Annotated in this window: 15 protein-coding genes; 3 read left to right on the top strand and 12 right to left on the bottom strand. The window is 34.9% G+C overall.

Going from position 1 to position 16,452, the window contains the following annotated elements:
* Positions 1-6: 6 nt before the first annotated feature.
* Complete coding sequence (locus tag DRF65_RS21340) at positions 7-1,731, bottom strand: glycoside hydrolase family 3 protein (RefSeq protein WP_115972780.1); 1,725 nt, start codon at positions 1,729-1,731, stop codon at positions 7-9.
* Between the two features lie 116 nt (positions 1,732-1,847).
* On the opposite strand from DRF65_RS21340, the gene DRF65_RS21335 reads away from it, so the two are divergent.
* Positions 1,848-2,402, top strand: a complete 555-nt coding sequence (locus tag DRF65_RS21335; protein WP_115972759.1) for a hypothetical protein — start codon at positions 1,848-1,850, stop codon at positions 2,400-2,402.
* 295 nt (positions 2,403-2,697) lie between these two features.
* Here DRF65_RS21335 and ribA read toward each other — a convergent pair whose 3' ends face one another.
* The 8 genes from ribA to DRF65_RS21295 form a co-directional block, all read right to left on the bottom strand.
* Entirely contained in the window at positions 2,698-3,294 is a 597-nt protein-coding gene (gene ribA / locus DRF65_RS21330; protein ID WP_115972758.1) for a GTP cyclohydrolase II, read from the bottom strand.
* Between the two features lie 18 nt (positions 3,295-3,312).
* Positions 3,313-3,765, bottom strand: coding sequence for a hypothetical protein (locus DRF65_RS21325; RefSeq protein WP_115972757.1), 453 nt, complete (start codon positions 3,763-3,765; stop codon positions 3,313-3,315).
* Positions 3,762-4,376, bottom strand: a complete 615-nt coding sequence (locus DRF65_RS21320; RefSeq protein ID WP_115972756.1) for a DUF4254 domain-containing protein — start codon at positions 4,374-4,376, stop codon at positions 3,762-3,764. Before DRF65_RS21320 ends, DRF65_RS21325 begins: the two co-directional genes overlap by 4 nt.
* A gap of 15 nt (positions 4,377-4,391) precedes the next feature.
* Positions 4,392-4,604, bottom strand: coding sequence for a twin-arginine translocase TatA/TatE family subunit (locus DRF65_RS21315; RefSeq protein WP_115972755.1), 213 nt, complete (start codon positions 4,602-4,604; stop codon positions 4,392-4,394).
* A 31-nt stretch (positions 4,605-4,635) separates the two neighbouring features.
* A complete protein-coding gene (locus tag DRF65_RS21310) occupies positions 4,636-6,198 on the bottom strand; it encodes a peptidoglycan DD-metalloendopeptidase family protein (protein ID WP_115972754.1) in 1,563 nt (520 codons plus the stop codon).
* Complete coding sequence (locus DRF65_RS21305; protein ID WP_115972753.1) at positions 6,195-7,040, bottom strand: DUF4292 domain-containing protein; 846 nt, start codon at positions 7,038-7,040, stop codon at positions 6,195-6,197. Before DRF65_RS21305 ends, DRF65_RS21310 begins: the two co-directional genes overlap by 4 nt.
* Positions 7,041-7,152: 112 nt before the next feature.
* Positions 7,153-8,169: a sugar phosphate nucleotidyltransferase gene (locus tag DRF65_RS21300; protein WP_115972752.1), complete on the bottom strand. Its 1,017-nt coding sequence runs from the start codon at positions 8,167-8,169 to the stop codon at positions 7,153-7,155.
* A gap of 145 nt (positions 8,170-8,314) precedes the next feature.
* Complete coding sequence (locus DRF65_RS21295; protein WP_115972751.1) at positions 8,315-9,742, bottom strand: oligosaccharide flippase family protein; 1,428 nt, start codon at positions 9,740-9,742, stop codon at positions 8,315-8,317.
* Positions 9,743-9,947: 205 nt separating this feature from the next.
* On the opposite strand from DRF65_RS21295, the gene DRF65_RS21290 reads away from it, so the two are divergent.
* Positions 9,948-11,285 carry a dihydroorotase gene (locus DRF65_RS21290; protein WP_115972750.1) on the top strand — a complete coding sequence of 446 codons (1,338 nt, stop codon included), beginning with the start codon at positions 9,948-9,950 and terminating at the stop codon, positions 11,283-11,285.
* 166 nt (positions 11,286-11,451) lie between these two features.
* Here DRF65_RS21290 and DRF65_RS21285 read toward each other — a convergent pair whose 3' ends face one another.
* The 3 genes from DRF65_RS21285 to DRF65_RS21275 all read right to left on the bottom strand — a co-directional run bounded on the left by DRF65_RS21285 (position 11,452) and on the right by DRF65_RS21275 (position 15,776).
* On the bottom strand, positions 11,452-13,749 hold the full coding sequence (locus DRF65_RS21285; protein ID WP_115972749.1) for a GH92 family glycosyl hydrolase: 2,298 nt from the start codon (positions 13,747-13,749) through the stop codon (positions 11,452-11,454).
* 77 nt (positions 13,750-13,826) lie between these two features.
* On the bottom strand, positions 13,827-14,510 hold the full coding sequence (locus DRF65_RS21280) for a response regulator transcription factor (RefSeq protein ID WP_115972748.1): 684 nt from the start codon (positions 14,508-14,510) through the stop codon (positions 13,827-13,829).
* Between the two features lie 12 nt (positions 14,511-14,522).
* The gene (locus tag DRF65_RS21275) at positions 14,523-15,776 is read right to left on the bottom strand and encodes a sensor histidine kinase (RefSeq protein ID WP_115972747.1); all 1,254 of its coding nucleotides are present in this window, start codon (positions 15,774-15,776) and stop codon (positions 14,523-14,525) included.
* 160 nt (positions 15,777-15,936) lie between these two features.
* Here DRF65_RS21275 and DRF65_RS21270 point away from each other — a divergent pair, with 160 nt between their 5' ends.
* Complete coding sequence (locus tag DRF65_RS21270; RefSeq protein WP_115972746.1) at positions 15,937-16,347, top strand: DUF1573 domain-containing protein; 411 nt, start codon at positions 15,937-15,939, stop codon at positions 16,345-16,347.
* The last annotated feature ends 105 nt before the right edge of the window (positions 16,348-16,452 follow it).

The following is a 16,452-nucleotide window of genomic DNA, read 5'->3' as shown; positions in this document are numbered from 1 at the left end:
TTATAGTTATTTTGATTTTGTACTATTTATTGATGGAGGAGGAGGAAGAGGTAAGTCTATACCCATTCCTGCTTTCAGTTGATCATTGACCAATACAGGAAGTTTACCCCATATTCTTGTTTTTCCGTTTAAGGCATCAGCTGCTGCATTCATTGAATCATCATTGTTTTCATAAGCCACAAGAACTGTTGATACTTTTGAAATATCAATATCTTTTAAAGCATAAGCACTTCCGAATACCGTAAGAAGTACATTTTGATTTTTAGTAAGGTCAGCAAGTATCTTCTTTGATTCAGCAGAGATTGTATAAGGCTTGTAAGCCGTAGAATTATCCTTATGGAAACCTACTATTACAGTTGAGCCCGCAGGAATTGTGTTGATTTCAGATACTTTTTTAATGATTACATTTGATCCCAGTTTATTGGCAAAAGTCTGATACGGACCTTCTTCTAATGGAACATAATATACTTTTGCGTTCCACCCGGAAATTGGAAGTAATCTTTGATTATTTTTAATCAAAGTCAGAGCATTAGAATAAAGATTCTGAACCAAAGTCTTATGAGAATCATTATTAAGATCAGCATTGATGTTTTCCGGATTTTTCGGAGTATACTGAGTTAATCCAAGGAAATATTTTGTTAATAATATTTTCTTTACACTTTCCTCTACTCTGGATTGCGGGATTTCTTTATTATCAATTGCCTTTTGAATCAGTTTTTTACCTTCAGAAACTCCCTGAGAGAAAAGCATAATGTCATTTCCTGCTTTAAATGCCATGGCATCCAGTTCTCCCGGTTTGTATTTGTTGGCTACAGCTCCCATATTGAGAGCATCAGTGATGATTAATCCTTTATATCCGAGTTTATCTTTCAACAATCCTGTAATGATATTTTTTGAAACAGAAGCTGGAATTCCTTTTCCGGATTCTAGGCTAGGAACGTATAAGTGAGCCACCATTACTCCTCCGATTCCTTTATCCATCAAAGCTTTGAAAGGCGCCAGCTCTATAGAGTTTAATCTTTCCATATTGTGGGAAACCACCGGAAGATCAAGGTGAGAATCCGTATTGGTATCACCATGGCCAGGGAAATGCTTGATAGCTGCCAATATATTGTTATCCTGAAGTCCGTTAGAATAGGATAGGGCAGAACTTATTACATTGTCCACTTCGGAACCGAAACTTCTGTTGCCGATAATAGGGTTATTTGGATTTGTGTTTACATCCACTACCGGAGCAAAATCCCAGTTGATACCCATTCTGTGACAGTCTTCTGCAATTTTAGCAGACATCTGATAAACCAGATTCTTATCCTGAATAGCTCCAAGGGTCATTGCCCATGGAAATTTATGTGCTGTTGCAATTCTCTGGAACAATCCCCATTCAGCATCCATTCCGATCATTAAGGGAACTTTGGATTTCTGCTGGAATTCATTCACAAGGTTGATTTCTCTTGCAGCATCATCCTGCATCAGGATCAAGCCGCCAATTTTATCATTAGCAACAATATTTCTTACCTGATTGATATAGTCTTCTCCTTTATTAGTATATAATGCAACAATAAAAAGCTGGCCCAGTTTTTCATCCTGAGAAAGATTTTTATATGTTTTTTCAACCCATTGCTGGGCCTTTTTAAGATCTTCCTTCGATGTATTTTTAGGCTGATATTGGGCATTAATCCTAGGACTGATGATTGCTGCAATAAAGAGTGAAGTATATAATAATTTCTTCATGACTTTTTGAATAAGAACAAAAATACAATTAAAAAAATTGAGAAAAACAAAGATTTTGAAATTTTTGGTATATGATTTGAATACGCAATATAAATAATAACTAAACATTTATAAAAATGAAAAAAATACTTCCAATTATATTATTAGCCGGTGTCGGATTTCTAGCATATAGTTGCGATAATAGTAACAACGATCCGGTAGTGGTGAACCCAGGAAAGGATAATGATACTTTTCCAATTATGATGGATGCGACTGGATCATTTACAGCTGCAAACAATTTTACATTAATATCTGATATCAACATTCAAGCTACTGATGTAGTTCTTGTATATAAAAAAGAAGGTAATCTGTGGCAACAAATTCCCAAAACCTATTTTCTTGATGATGTGAGTGGCTTGCCAACAAATAGAGAACTAGATTATAACTTTAAGTTTAATAGTAGTGTAGTAAATGTTGAGACAAAAGCAAATTTTAATCAGGGAACACAAATGACATCTGCTGAAACTGCTAAATATTTGACAAATCAAACATTTAGAATTGTACTAGTACCTGCTGATCCAGCTAAAAAAGCAGCAAAAGCAGCCAATAGCGTTGATTTAAGCGATTATAATGCGGTGATTAAGTATTATAACATTGATGAATCTAAAGTTAAAACTATCAGCGCACACTAATTAAGAAATATCTTTTCAGTTTTTTATAATTAAAAAAGCTTCGGGAGTTATCTTCCGGGGCTTTTGATTTTTATATAAATAAAAGAGGGCAGAATTGATCACAGTCTTGTATGGTGAATAATGGGGTGACAATGAGAAATAGGACAGTGTTTATAGAATGTCACAATAATTTATTCCCATTCTTTATAATGAGGCTTATCCTGATTATTTTTAGTCTGAATTTATTTTGAAATATTTTGCAGAATGATACTCTAATAAAAAAGCTCCAGAACTTGTTCTGAAGCTTTTATTTTATCTAGTTATCATTGTCATCGAGCAGATGTCCAAAGAAATCTTTTTTTGTCTGTAAATAGCCTTTACTAATCTCGTTGGCCGGAATTTGTAATGGAATCCTTGAATTGAGATGAACATTACTCTCTACCACATATTTTACCTTTTCAGGATTATTGGTCAAAAGGTTGATGTCTTTTACATCCAACAGATTAAGAATTTCAATGGCTACACCAAAGTTTCTGTCATCTGCAGGAAGCCCAAGTTCAAGATTGGCCTGTACTGTATCAAGACCTTTCTCCTGTAATGAATAAGCTTTTAATTTATTGATGATGCCAATATTACGACCTTCCTGACGAAGGTATATAATAATTCCCCCGTTTTCGTGGATATATTTCATTGCTGCATCCAATTGCTGGCCGCATTCGCATTTTTTTGAATGGAAGACTTCTCCGGTAATACATTCTGAATGGAAACGGACATTCACAGGTTTTGAGAAATCTGTATTGTCTGCGATGATGGCCATGTGAGGCATCCAGTCGTTTTCATTTTCGGAGAAAGCGATCATTCGGAAATTGCCGTGCTCTGTAGGAACATTGGCTTCCGCCTGAATTTTAATCATTGATAATTCAATTAGTTTTTAACTTCCTGGTAAAGCATCTTCAATCACAGAAATATTGGTTTTTAAACGGACCAAATATCTGTTGAGAACTTCATCATCATCTTTGTCAAGGCTTTGTCTTTGCTTTTGAATCTTCTTGTATGATTTTTCGAAGCTTTTTAGTGCCCTACTTTTACCTGATGAATTATTGGCATCAATAGCATATAGATAATTCTGAAGGCTGTATTTCAAACTTGCCACCTCATCATTCAGCCCATTGTTTTTAAACTTAGGGAAAGTTGAGATAATATTTGAAATCTCAGAAGCGTTTACGTTTTCCTTGATATTAAAACTCTTCTTAGAGCCTCTATCTGAATCAGAGCCTTTTGTATCGCTATAAAAGTTATTTGACAGCGGAGAAAGGTTAAGCTTTTCCGTTGCGCAGGAAGATGTTAATAGTATTAGTACTCCAAAAAAAACTAGTCTTTTCATTTTTGTTGCCCTTTTTGATAAAGGATTGGGTTAAGACTTTCATCGTTATACATTTTCATTTGTTTGTATACTTTCATCTTAACATTACCGTTTTCAATATCAGCAAGCAACTGGTCTATAGAAGTTGACAAATCTTCCTTCTGAGTAAGGAGTACATCCAGTTTAGCCTGGCAGTTGTTCCTGTGTTCTTCAGAGGCAGATTCTCTATTGGCTTCTAATGACATATGATAGACCTTTAGTGCAAGGATAGATAATCTGTCTACTGCCCAAGCGGGAGTTTCCGTATTTATCTTTGCTTCAGGTTTAGGAGTTATATTTTCAAACTTATTAAGGAACCAGCTGTCTATATATTCTACCAGATCAGTTCTTTTCTGATTGGAGGCGTCTATTGTTCTCTTCAGTTGAAGAGCTTCAGCCGGATCAATATTTTCATCTCTAATTATATCTTCCAGATGCCATTGAACGGTATCAATCCAGTTCTTTGCATACAAAATCCGTTCCAAACTATCTTTTTCGAACGGGTTATTAATTAGAGCGTTAACGTCATCAGACACGTGATAGTCTTCAATAGATTGATTGAAGACTTTCCATGCAGTCTCAGTAAATTTCATTAATTCTAAGGAATTTTAGTTACTTGAAGAATTATTATCTGTAGAAGAAGATTTTTTTTCAGAACCTGGTTTGTCTTCTTCTTTCACCGCATCTTTAAATTCCTTGATTCCTGAACCTACTCCTCTCATAAGTTCCGGAATTTTCTTTCCTCCAAAAAGCAATACTAAAAGTATAGCTACGATAAGGATGTGTTGCCAAGATAAGGCAAGTATTGTGAGTGTATTCATCTCTTAAAATTTTTGCAAAGTTACACTTTTTTTAATATGAAATCCAACCTAGTGGGTCAACCGGTGTACTTCCGTTCCATACTTGGAAATCAAGGGTGTAAGCACCGTCAAAATCCTGAGCTACAGTTCCTACCGGGGTTCCGGCGGAGACCTGTTGTCCTTTGGAAACATTTACATTTCCTAAGTTGGAATAAATAGTAAAGTAGCTTCCATGTTTAATGATTACAGTTTTTGTACCATCATTGTTAGCAAGTACTGAAGATACAGATCCCGGATATACAGATTTGGCACGGGTGCCCGCTGGTACAGAAAGTTTGATACCATTGTTTTCTTCTGTAATATTTTTGAATACAGGGTGTGGCTGTCTTCCGAAACGGTGGGTAATTCGTCCGGCTTTGTCTGTAGGATATCCTAATTTTCCTCTGCTTTCTGCAAAACTACTTCCTGTGGAGGTAGTAACTCCATAACTTGTCATAGCCTTAGATTCTGCTGCTTTTTTGTCTTCTTCTTTTCTCTTGGCTAAGGCCAATTCTGCAGCTCTGGCTGCTGCGAGTTTATCTGCGGCTTCTTTAGATTTGGCAGCTGCTTCATCAGACGCTTTTTTAGCAGCTATTTTTCTTGCTTCATCTTTTGCGCTGGCTTCAGCTCTTGCAGCTTCTTCATTACGTTTTCTTTCTTCTTCAGCTCTTCTTGCAGCTAATTCTGCTGCTTTTTTAGCTTCAGCTTCAGCAATTTTTCTTTCTCTCTCCAAAGCTTCAGCTCTTGCTTTAGCCTCAGCTTCAATTCTTGCTTTTTCTCTTTCTGCAGCAAGTTTTGCTAAACGTATTTTTTCCGCTTCCGCTTTTCTTCTGGCTTCTTCTTCCGCTTTTGCAATTCTGATCTCTTCTGCAATAATTGCTCTGATCTGTCCTTCAAGAGCTTTGGACTGAACTTGTTTTTGCTTTAGTTCACCAGTAAGTTTTACTTCGTTCTTTTTAAAGTCAGCTACCAGTTGCTCTTTTTGAGCTCTTTCCGCATTAATCGTTGCTAAATCCTTCTGTTGATTTACCAGAAGGTTTTGTTTCTCTTTTACAGAGTTTTGTCTTTGCGTAATGGTTTTTTTGATCTGATTGGCTGCATCACTGATTTCAGCCGCTTTTTTATCCTGGTAATCAGAATATTGCTTTAGGTATTGTACTCTTCGAATACCTTCACCCAGATTTTTAGACGAAAGAATAAAGGTTACTTTATTCTGTACCCCTTTGTTTTTATAAGCATTTACCAAGACTTCAGCATAATTCTTTCTCAGAACGGCCAATTCCTTATTCTGACGATTGATCTCAAGCTGCTTTAAATAGATGTCATCTTCAATAAATCTCTTTTCTTTCTGAGTGTTATTGTAGACCTTTTCTCTTAATACTAACTTTTGATTAACATTGGTAAGGTAGGCTATGGAAAGTTTAGATTCGCTTCTTGTTTTAGCTAAATCTGTATTTATTTGTGCAATTTGTTTTTTAAGTTCGGCATTCTGCTTCTGCAGCTGTTCTTTCTTCTGCTGTCCCTGGTGCAGTCCAAACATAAGAACACCTATTAAAAAGCTAAATTTTTTAATCATTTAATCTCAATTTTCTTATAACTGGATGGTACAGAATATGGTGTTTCCATCCTCGAAAAGTCAAATTTCGTATTTTCCAGTAAAATTTGACTAGATTTTGAACCTTTTATAATTATTTTAACATTTTGCGGAAGGCGTATTCCGTTGTATTCATTCCAGTCACTGTATGATATTTCCAGCTCATCCGGTGATAAAACATCTTTTAAATTGACACTTAATAAATCGTAATTGGTGTCATATTGCAAAGCAATTTTATACTCTCTGCTTTTTTCATCGGTTACGATTTTCTGGTTTACATTGGAGACCATTTTATAACCTTGTGCATTTTGGGCTAAAGTAAATTGAGAATCGCTGATCTTTACAAAAGTTCTTCCCAAAAGGATTTTTTCCAAAGCTTTATAATCAATAAAGTTAACATTCAGCAGGTTATTAAGATAGTCGAAATCAGAATCAATGTAGGTTTTACTGGTCTTATCCTGGCCCTTTATTCCATCCGGGGTTGCAATACCTCTGGCGACATTAAATAAAAGAGCTCTCAGGTTCATCCAGACCTTTTTATCATTTTCTATATAAATAGTCGCATCTAATGTAGGAATAAAACTCCCGGTTTCTACCCGCACTTTACTGTCTATTTTGATTTGCTCGAATTTTGGTGGGATCAATACATGTTCATAAAAGGTAAGTTTATCTCTTACCGGTTGATTTACATCTTTTGGGTTTCTGTTATCTTCTGTTGTTTGGATACTGTCCCTGCTATTGCCTGTAGTGTTTTTTACGGCATTACGGGTTTTACAGGAAGATAAGGCAAGAAGTAATAAAAGAAACGGGATCCAATTTTTCATGTATTTATCTTTTTTAATTAAAAAATACGGTGCAATATTAACGCCAAACCACACAAAACATTTTGTGTGGTTTGGTTTATCTTATTTTAAATTAAATAATTACTAATCTTAATTATTTAGACAGGAAATCTAAAACAGAGTAATCTCCGAGTGAAATTTCTCTTGCCACTCCGAAATACTGAGCAGAATTCCCAATCATAGAATTGGAAAGGTTCCCGTGGTTGATTTTTGTGTTTTCCTGGATAAGAGAGTTCTCAATATTAGAGTTAACAATAGCTGTATTGTTTCCTAATGAAACTCCAGGTCCAACTTTAGAATTAGAAATTTTCACATTCTCTCCAATAAAGCATGGCGGAATAATCAATGAGTTTTCAATTACAGCAGATGCCGGATAATGAGACATTTCTTCTTTTTCGTATTCAAGAATTTTACTGTTGGTTTCTACGGTTGCATTTTTGTTACCACAGTCCATCCAGTCATTTACTTTACCTAAAGTAAATTTAGCTCCTTTCGCTCTTAGGTTTTCCAGTGCCATCGTCAACTGATATTCTCCGCCATTTTTAATGTCATTGTCCATGATGTAGTTGATCTCATCCATTAATTTTTCAGCACTGTTGAAATAATAGATTCCAATAATGGCAAGATCTGAAACAAATGTCTGAGGTTTTTCAACGAAATCAGTAATGAATCCATAGTTATCCAGCTTTACCACTCCGAATGCAGATGGATCATCTACGCTTTTTACCCAGATTACCCCATCAGAGTTTTTATCCAATTGGAAATCTGCACGGAAAAGAGTATCAGCGAAAGCAATTACAACGTCTCCTGTCATTGACTGTTCAGCACATTTGATAGCATGAGCAGTTCCAAGAGGATCATTTTGATAATATAAACTTCCTTTTGCTCCCAGTTTTTCGGCAATCTGAATAAGTGATCTTTCGATCTCAGGACCAAAGTCTCCGATGATAAAAGCTACTTCTTCAATTTTTTCTCCTGCAACTTTAGCAATATCTTCTACCAATCTCTGTACGATAGGTTTTCCTGCAATAGGAATAAGCGGTTTTGGTACTGTCAGTGTATGTGGACGTAATCTGGAACCACGTCCAGCCATAGGAACAATAATTTTCATAGATGATATAACGATGTTTTTGTTTAAATGTAGGTATTTTTAGCTAAATATAGTAATTAAAACATTTTAGAAATATAATAATCATCATATTTAGCCATTCTGTTTGTTTTTTAGGCTTAATAGTCATCAAAAGAGAGACCAAAGTTTAATTCTTCCTGATTCTTGATATAATCATATTTTTCTCAGAATAGATCAAAATGCCAAGGAAGGTTAAGAATAATAAATTACTTGTTAAAATATTATAGTTAAGATATTTTACAATGATAAAACTGAAAACGCCAAGCAATAGTAAGAAAAAAGATATTTTCTTCATTCTATAGGGGATCGGGTAATATTTCTGTCCCAGCAGATATGATATGATCATCATAATGGTGTATGCTCCGAATGTTGCCCATGCAGAACCCATCATACTGTGATAATAGGATAGTGCTAAGTAATTTAAAGCAATATTGATCCCTGCTCCAATCCATGAAATTGCAGTTCCAACACTTGTCCTGTCTGTTACTTTATACCATGTGGAAAAGTTATAGTATATTCCGAAACAAAGGTTGGCGATAACAATAATCGGGATAATGTCTATAGCAATCCAATATGATTGATTGGGTATGAAAACACTTTTTAGCCAGGAAATATTAGCAATGATTCCCAGAGCTACAGCACATGCAAAGAAAGCAAAGTATTCTGCTACTTTAGCATAGGTCTTTTTGGCATCACCTTTATCCATTTGCTTAAAAAAGAAGGGTTCAATACCCATTCGGTAAGCGGTAACAAATAATGTCATCAGGACAGCCAGTTTATAACATCCTCCATAAGCACCGGCTTGCTCATCTGAAATATGACTTCTTTGAATTGACTTGTCAAAGTTTTCATTTACCATGAAAGCAAGACCCGCAAGCATTAATGGAAATGAATACTTAATCATACGTTTAAATAGGGAAGCTACAAATTGGAATCTTACTTTCAATATAATGGGAAGTAGCAATAGAACTCCTAAGGCACTTCCTGCGAGATTACTGAAGAAAGGATAATCTACATTTTGATTTAAACCAAAGTTTTTCGAAACACTTTCCGGAATCCAGAAAAATAAAGCGGCTGTAAAAACTGCCTGAAATATAGACTGGAAAACTCTTACTGCTGAATATTTGATAGGCTTATTATGAAAACGGAGCCATGCAAACGGAATCACCAATAAATTATCGAAAAATGCAATTAATGCAAACCATTTAATATATTCAGGATTGTTGTGATACCCCAAATAATCGGCAATAGGCTGATTGAATAAGTAGCATAATGCAAGGAAAAGGGTAGAGGTAGAAAATAAAAACCAGAATGAAGTATTGAAGGTTTTTTTCTCGTTATCGTCTTCCGCAGAGAATCGGAAATAGGCAGTTTCAAAACCGAATGAAAGGATAATGTTGACAAATGAAATCCAGGCATAAAGCTGTGTGAAAATCGCAAAACCTTCATTGGGAATTTTATAGATCAAAAGTGGATTAAGAATAAATAAAATAATTCTTGGCGCAATGGCTCCCACTCCATAAATAATTGTTTGCCCTAATAATTTCTTATACAATTCGAAAAATTTTATGCAAATGTAAATATTTAGAAATTGATTTATTATGAGTGATCTTAAAATTCATTCATAAACCTTAATTTTGCTTTTTAAAGAAGTTAGAAGTAAGATGTTATCAGTTCATAATTATACTGAGTAATTGGTTTTAATTGATAATTCAAGCTTTTTCTATCTTTAAATTTCTAATCTAATTTCTAAAAGTAAAATGAAGACTTTAATCAAAAATGTAAATATCGTTAATGAAGGAAAAATCTTTGAAAGCGATATCTTAATAGAAAATGATTTAATTTCTAAAATAGCTTCCGGTATTTCTGAAGATGCCGATCTGATGATTGACGGTACCGGAAAATACCTTCTTCCGGGAGTTATTGATGATCAGGTTCATTTTCGTGACCCGGGTCTTACCCATAAAGGAGATATTGAAACAGAATCAAAATCAGCGATTGCCGGTGGAGTGACCAGTTTTATTGATCAGCCTAATACTGTTCCTAATGCTGTTACTCAGGAATTATTAGCGGATAAATATGAAATTGCTTCTCAGAAAGCTTATGCCAACTATGGTTTCATGATGGGAGGAACGAATGATAATCTTGAAGAAGTTTTAAAAACAAATCCCAGAAATGTTCCGGGAATTAAACTGTTCTTAGGGTCATCTACAGGAAATATGTTGGTTGATAATCCGGAGACCCTGGAAAACATCTTCAGCAATACAAAAATGCTGATTGCAGTTCATTGCGAAGATGAAGCCACTATCAGAGCCAACACCCAAAAGTATATGGATGAATATGGTGAAGATATCCCTGTAAAGTTTCATCATCTGATCAGAAGTGAAGAAGCATGTTATAAATCTTCATCCAAAGCTATTGAACTGGCAAAGAAAACCGGAGCAAGACTACATGTTTTCCACCTTTCAACAGCTAAAGAAATGGAATTATTCAGAAATGATATTCCATTAAAAGATAAAAAGATTACGGCTGAGGTATGTGTTCACCATCTTACTTTTACAAATGAAGATTATAATACAAAAGGAGGTCTTATTAAATGGAATCCGGCTGTAAAAACACAAAAAGATAAAGATGCCCTTTGGGAAGCATTATTGGATGACAGAATTGATGTGATTGCAACGGATCATGCCCCTCATACTGCTGAGGAAAAGAATAATGTATATACAAAATGTCCTTCCGGAGCACCATTAGTTCAACATTCATTGGTTGTCATGCTGGAAAACTATAAAAATGGTAAAATCTCTCTTGAGAAAATTGTAGAAAAAATGAGCCATAATCCGGCTATTCTTTTCAAAGTGGAAAAGAGAGGTTTTGTGAAAGAAGATTATAAAGCGGATCTTGTTTTGGTTGACTTAAATGCAGACTGGACAGTTTCTAAAGAGAATTTATTATACAAATGCGGTTGGAGCCCACTTGAAGGAATGAATTTTCATTCTAAAGTTACCCATACTTTTGTCAATGGACAGTTGGTTTATGATAATGGAAAAATTGCCGAGGAGAAATTTGGGGAGAGACTACTTTTCGAGGTGAAAGAATAATAAAAGTTATTATAACAATTCAATAGAAGCGGGCTTTAGCCCGCTTTTTTTATATAAAATTCCATTGGCTTTAGCCCAAACCTGTCAACAGGCTGATTGAAAAGGTTTATATAATCTACGAGAGCTTATTTAAATATTAAATTTTGAAGAAATAGTTTCTCACGATCTATTTTTTAGCCTTATTGCCCATATAAAAAGTAAGCTTCCCACCATTCATGATTTCCGAATGTTTTAATGTGAAATTCTTAATCTCTCTTCCATTTAAGAGAATTTTCTGAACATATACATTTTGTGTGCTTTGGTTGATGGCTTCAATTTCAAAGGTTTTTCCATTTTCTAAATTTAAAATAGCTCTGTCAACTGCCGGACTTCCGATGGAATAGTGTTCTGAACCGGGTGAGACAGGGTAAAAGCCTAATGAACTTAAAATATACCACGCACTCATTTGTCCGGTATCATCATTTCCCCCTAAACCATCAGGAGTAGCTTTATATTGCATTTCAAGAATATGGCGGATCTGTGACTGTGTTTTCCAGGGTTGACCTGCCCAGTTATAAAGATAAGCAACATGATGAGCAGGTTCATTACCATGAACATATCCGCCAATAATACCTTCTCTGGTAATATCTTCTGTATCTGCAAAGAATTCATCCGGTAAGTGCATACTGAAGAGCTCATCAAGTTTTGAAGCAAACTTCTTTTTTCCACCCATCATTGTGATCAGTTCATCAGGATTTTGCGGAACAAAGAAGCTGTAGTTCCATGAGTTTCCTTCAATGAATCCCTGTCCGTGGGTACTTAATACATCAAAATCTTTTTTGAAACTTCCGTCAGCCAGACGTGGGCGCATAAAGCCAGTGGTTTTATCGAAATTATTCTTCCAGTTTTCAGAGCGTTTAATGAATTGATTATAAATTTCTGTTTCTCCCAGATGTTTTGCCAATTGAGCAATCGCCCAGTCGTCATAAGCATATTCAAGTGTGTTTGAAACGGAAGTTCCGTTTTTCTCTGCCGGAATGTACCCTAAGTCAATATACTGTCCAATACCTTCATAGTCTCTTTTGTTGGCAGTTTCTACACATGCTTTCAGGGCTTCTTTAGCATCACCATCAAAGTTTCCTTTAATAATAGCATCGGCAACTACACTTACGCTATGATAGCCACTCATACACCAGTTATCATTGGCATAATGAGACCAGATAGGTAACATCTTCATAGAAAACTGATTATAATGAGCCATCATAGATCTCACCATATCATTATTCCGTTTGGGTTGGATAATATTAAAAAATGGATGGAGTGCCCGATAGGTATCCCAAAGAGAAAAGGTAGTATAATTAGTGAAATCTTCTGCTTTGTGAATATTCTGGTCCAATCCTTTATACTCTCCATTTACATCCATATAGGTTGTGGGATTGATGAATGTGTGATACATTGCTGTATAGAAATTGGTCTTTTGATTGTCAGAACCTTTAATAATAATTTTATTCAATTCTTTATTCCAATCTTCCTGTGCTTTTGCCTTAATCTGATCAAACGTTAAATTTCCAGCTTCTTTTTCAAGATTTTCCTGAGCGTTAGCCTGGCTTACAGGAGAAATTGCAAGTTTAATCTCAATAGATTCGTTCTCATTCGTATCAAAGTTAAAATACATTTTCAGATTCTTACCGGCGATTTCCGGAAAATTTTTTGTCTGATCAAACTTTCTCCAAAATCCTTTGTAGACCTGCTTTTCATCATAATTTTTCTGACCGTATGATTTGAAAGGTTTTGAGAACTTCATTGCAAAATAAACCGTTCTGGTTCTTGCCCAGCCGTTGGTCTGACGATAACCTGTAATGGTATTGCCATTCTCTACACGGGCGTAGGTCCATACATTTTTTCCATCATAATTGTAGATGCCGGCCATCAGATCCAGAATAATATGGGATTGTTCAGATTTAGGAAAAGTATACCGATGAACTCCAACTCTTGGAGTGGCTGTTAATTCAGCAAGAATGTTATGATCGTCAAGCTTTACCTGATAATATCCGGCTTCTGCTCTCTCGTTTTGATGTGAAAATCTGCTTCTGTATCCGTTTTCAGGATGAGATGCTGTTCCGGGATTAAGCTGAAGTTTCCCTACAGTAGGCATCACCAGAAAATCCCCCAGGTCAGAATGCCCTGTACCACTGAAATGAGTAGAACTGAAACCTGTAATGGTTTTATCCTCATAACGGTAACCTGCGCAATATTTATACACCTCACCATTGTATTTCCCGTTAAGTTCATAAGAAATACTATCTGTTTCCGGGCTTAATTGTATGGCTCCAAAAGGAACAGTAGCTCCGGGATACGTATGTCCCATTTTTTCGGTTCCGATAAGTGGATTTACATATTGGTATAATCTTTCAAATTTTTGAGCTTTAAAATGTATGCTTAAAAATAATAGAAACAGAAAAAAAGTGGGTTTGTGATTTTTCATTAATAACAAATTTTCAAAGGTTAAAATTAATTAAAATCATCATTTGCGGCTTTACTTTATAAGAATGCGCTCGATATTTATTTTTTTTCGGAAAAACGGAAACCTATTCCGTGCAGGTTTTCAATTAAAATATCCTGTTCTCCAGCCAATACTTTTCGCAATCGGGAAATAAATACATCAAGACTTCTTCCCATGAAATAATCATCATCTCCCCAAATAGCCTTCAGGATATCCTGTCTTTTGACAACAAGATTTTTATGGCGGATAAAATATAAAAGCAGGTCAGACTCTCTTTGGGTGAGAGTGATATTGTTTTCTATACCCTGCAGGGTGTAGTTTTTAGGATCAAAATCATAGTTTCCGACTTTGTATTTTAGAGGAGAGGTATTTGTTTTCTTTGTACGCTTAAGGAAAACTTCAATTTTCAGCATCAGTTCTTCAATACTGAATGGTTTTACAAGATAATCATCAGCTCCTATTTTTAGCCCTTTGATTCTGTCTTCCTTTAAAGCTTTTGCCGAAATAAAAATAATCGGAATATCAGAGTTTTTACTGCGAATCTGCTTTGCTACCTCAAATCCGTTCATGCCGGGCATCATAATATCCAGCAGACAAATATCATAATCCTTACTGTTAAATGCTTCTAATGCAGATTCACCATCCGAATAGCAGCTGATGTCATAATAGCTTTCCAGGCTGTCTTCAACCAGGAATGCTATTGTTTTGTCGTCTTCTGCATATAAAATTTTAGATTTCTCCATACTTACACATGATTAAATTGAAAACGGGGAAAATAGAGTAGTGGTAATTCCTTTGTACTCATTATTCTCTACAGAAATTTTCCAGAGATGCTGCTGCACTACTTTCTTTACATAAAATAATCCAAGCCCAAAACCATTCACTTCCTCACTTCTTTTGGTAGGTACCCTATAAAATTTTTCAAAAATATGAGGAATATTTTTAGCAGGGATACCCAATCCGTTGTCTTTAAATTTTAAATATAAACCTTTTGAATCTTTATAGGTTGAAATTTTAATAACGGGTTTTGTTTCACAATACTTGATGGAGTTGTCTAAAATATTATAAATGATATTGGTAAAATGAAATTCATCAGCCATTATTGAAGTTGTGTTTTCAATATCTATCTCGATGCTGAGGTCTGCATTTTTGTGCTGTATGGTGTCTGCAATTTCCTGAATAAAAGGAAGGAGCAGGATTTTTTGAGGTTTTAATAATAATCCGGAAGCATCGTTCTTTGCAATATTCAATATTTTTTCAATATGATTATTAAGCTTGTGGCTTTGATTGATAATAATGGATGTGTAAGTCTGCAGTTTGGAGTTTTCCTGTACAAGATCCTGCTTGTTGAGTGCTTCTGAAGCTAAAAGTATTGAAGACAAAGGCGTTTTAAACTCATGGGTCATATTGTTGATGAAATCCCGTTGGAGTTCTGAAAATTTCTTTTGCTGAATAATGGTATAGATAGAATACACATACACCAAAAGAATAATAATAAGGGCAAACGTGAGAAGATACCAGAATCTTAATGAACTGATAAGATAAGTTGTTTTATCAGGAAACCGGATGGAAAAATAATAGGTAAGGTTTTTGTGTTTGGGGAAATTAATCACTTTGTTACTTGGACTTTCCTGATGGGTAGTCATAAACTTTCCGTACACCATTTTATCACTATGGCAGTTATATAATGCATATGCGTAATCCGTATTGATCTGGAAACGGGTAAATTCTGTTTTCAGATAATATTCAAGAACTATGGGATGAAATTCATTGTTAATATTGACTACGTAATAATCATTGGCGATATTCTGTACAGGGTTTTCAGTATAGGAAGTTTTGCCTTCGGATAATTTCTCTGCAACTTCCATTAAGGCAATATTTACTTTTTGATTAAACTTTTTATCCTCAAGATTATAAGCCTGGCGGGTCCACATTAGTTGAGCTATTAAAATTCCGATAATAGCTATGAACCCCAGCGTTATGATGATATTGAGTTTTTTTATTTTCATTTCCTGAAACAATATTATCCAAAAATATCTATTTATCATTTATCATTAACAACTTGTTAACAAATGTTTGACAGCAGTTAACAAGTTATAATCATAGTCTGTTTTACATTTGTTACATCGAAAAAAGATAACCCATTCCTAAATAATAAAATTTATACTCATGAAAAAATTAAAAATTACCGCTCTTTTGGCTGTTTTAGCATTCTCACCTTTTTATGCTAACGTACTTACTGCAGATGCTCCATCCATTGTAAAAATGGTTGCAGATGCTATTAAATGGAAATCAGAATCTATAGATGTAGGAAATATTCCTCAGGGAAAACCAAAATTGATCAGATTTGAATTTACCAATACAAGTTCAAAACCAATCATTATACAAAATGTGGCCCCTTCATGCGGATGTACTACAGCTGATTATACAAAAACTCCTATCCAGCCAGGGAAAAAAGGCTTTGTAGAAGCTAGCTATAATGCGGCTGCAGCTGGTCCATTTATGAAAACTGTAAATGTTACTACAAGTGAGAGTAAGACTCCTAAAACACTTTCATTCAAAGGTGTAGTTGCTTCTTAATAGCTTGTTTGGAAAAATAAAAAATAGCCTGGTAGTTTTATCAGGCTATTTTCTTTTGGAGTATTTGATGTATTTTTTTATTGATATAAAGAATAATTATTTGTA

This window comes from Chryseobacterium pennae (assembly GCF_003385515.1).
In the GTDB taxonomy this organism is placed as follows: Bacteria; Bacteroidota; Bacteroidia; order Flavobacteriales; family Weeksellaceae; genus Chryseobacterium; species Chryseobacterium pennae.
The sequence above is the reverse complement of the archived record's forward strand: the minus strand, read 5'-3'. Positions and strand labels throughout refer to the sequence as shown.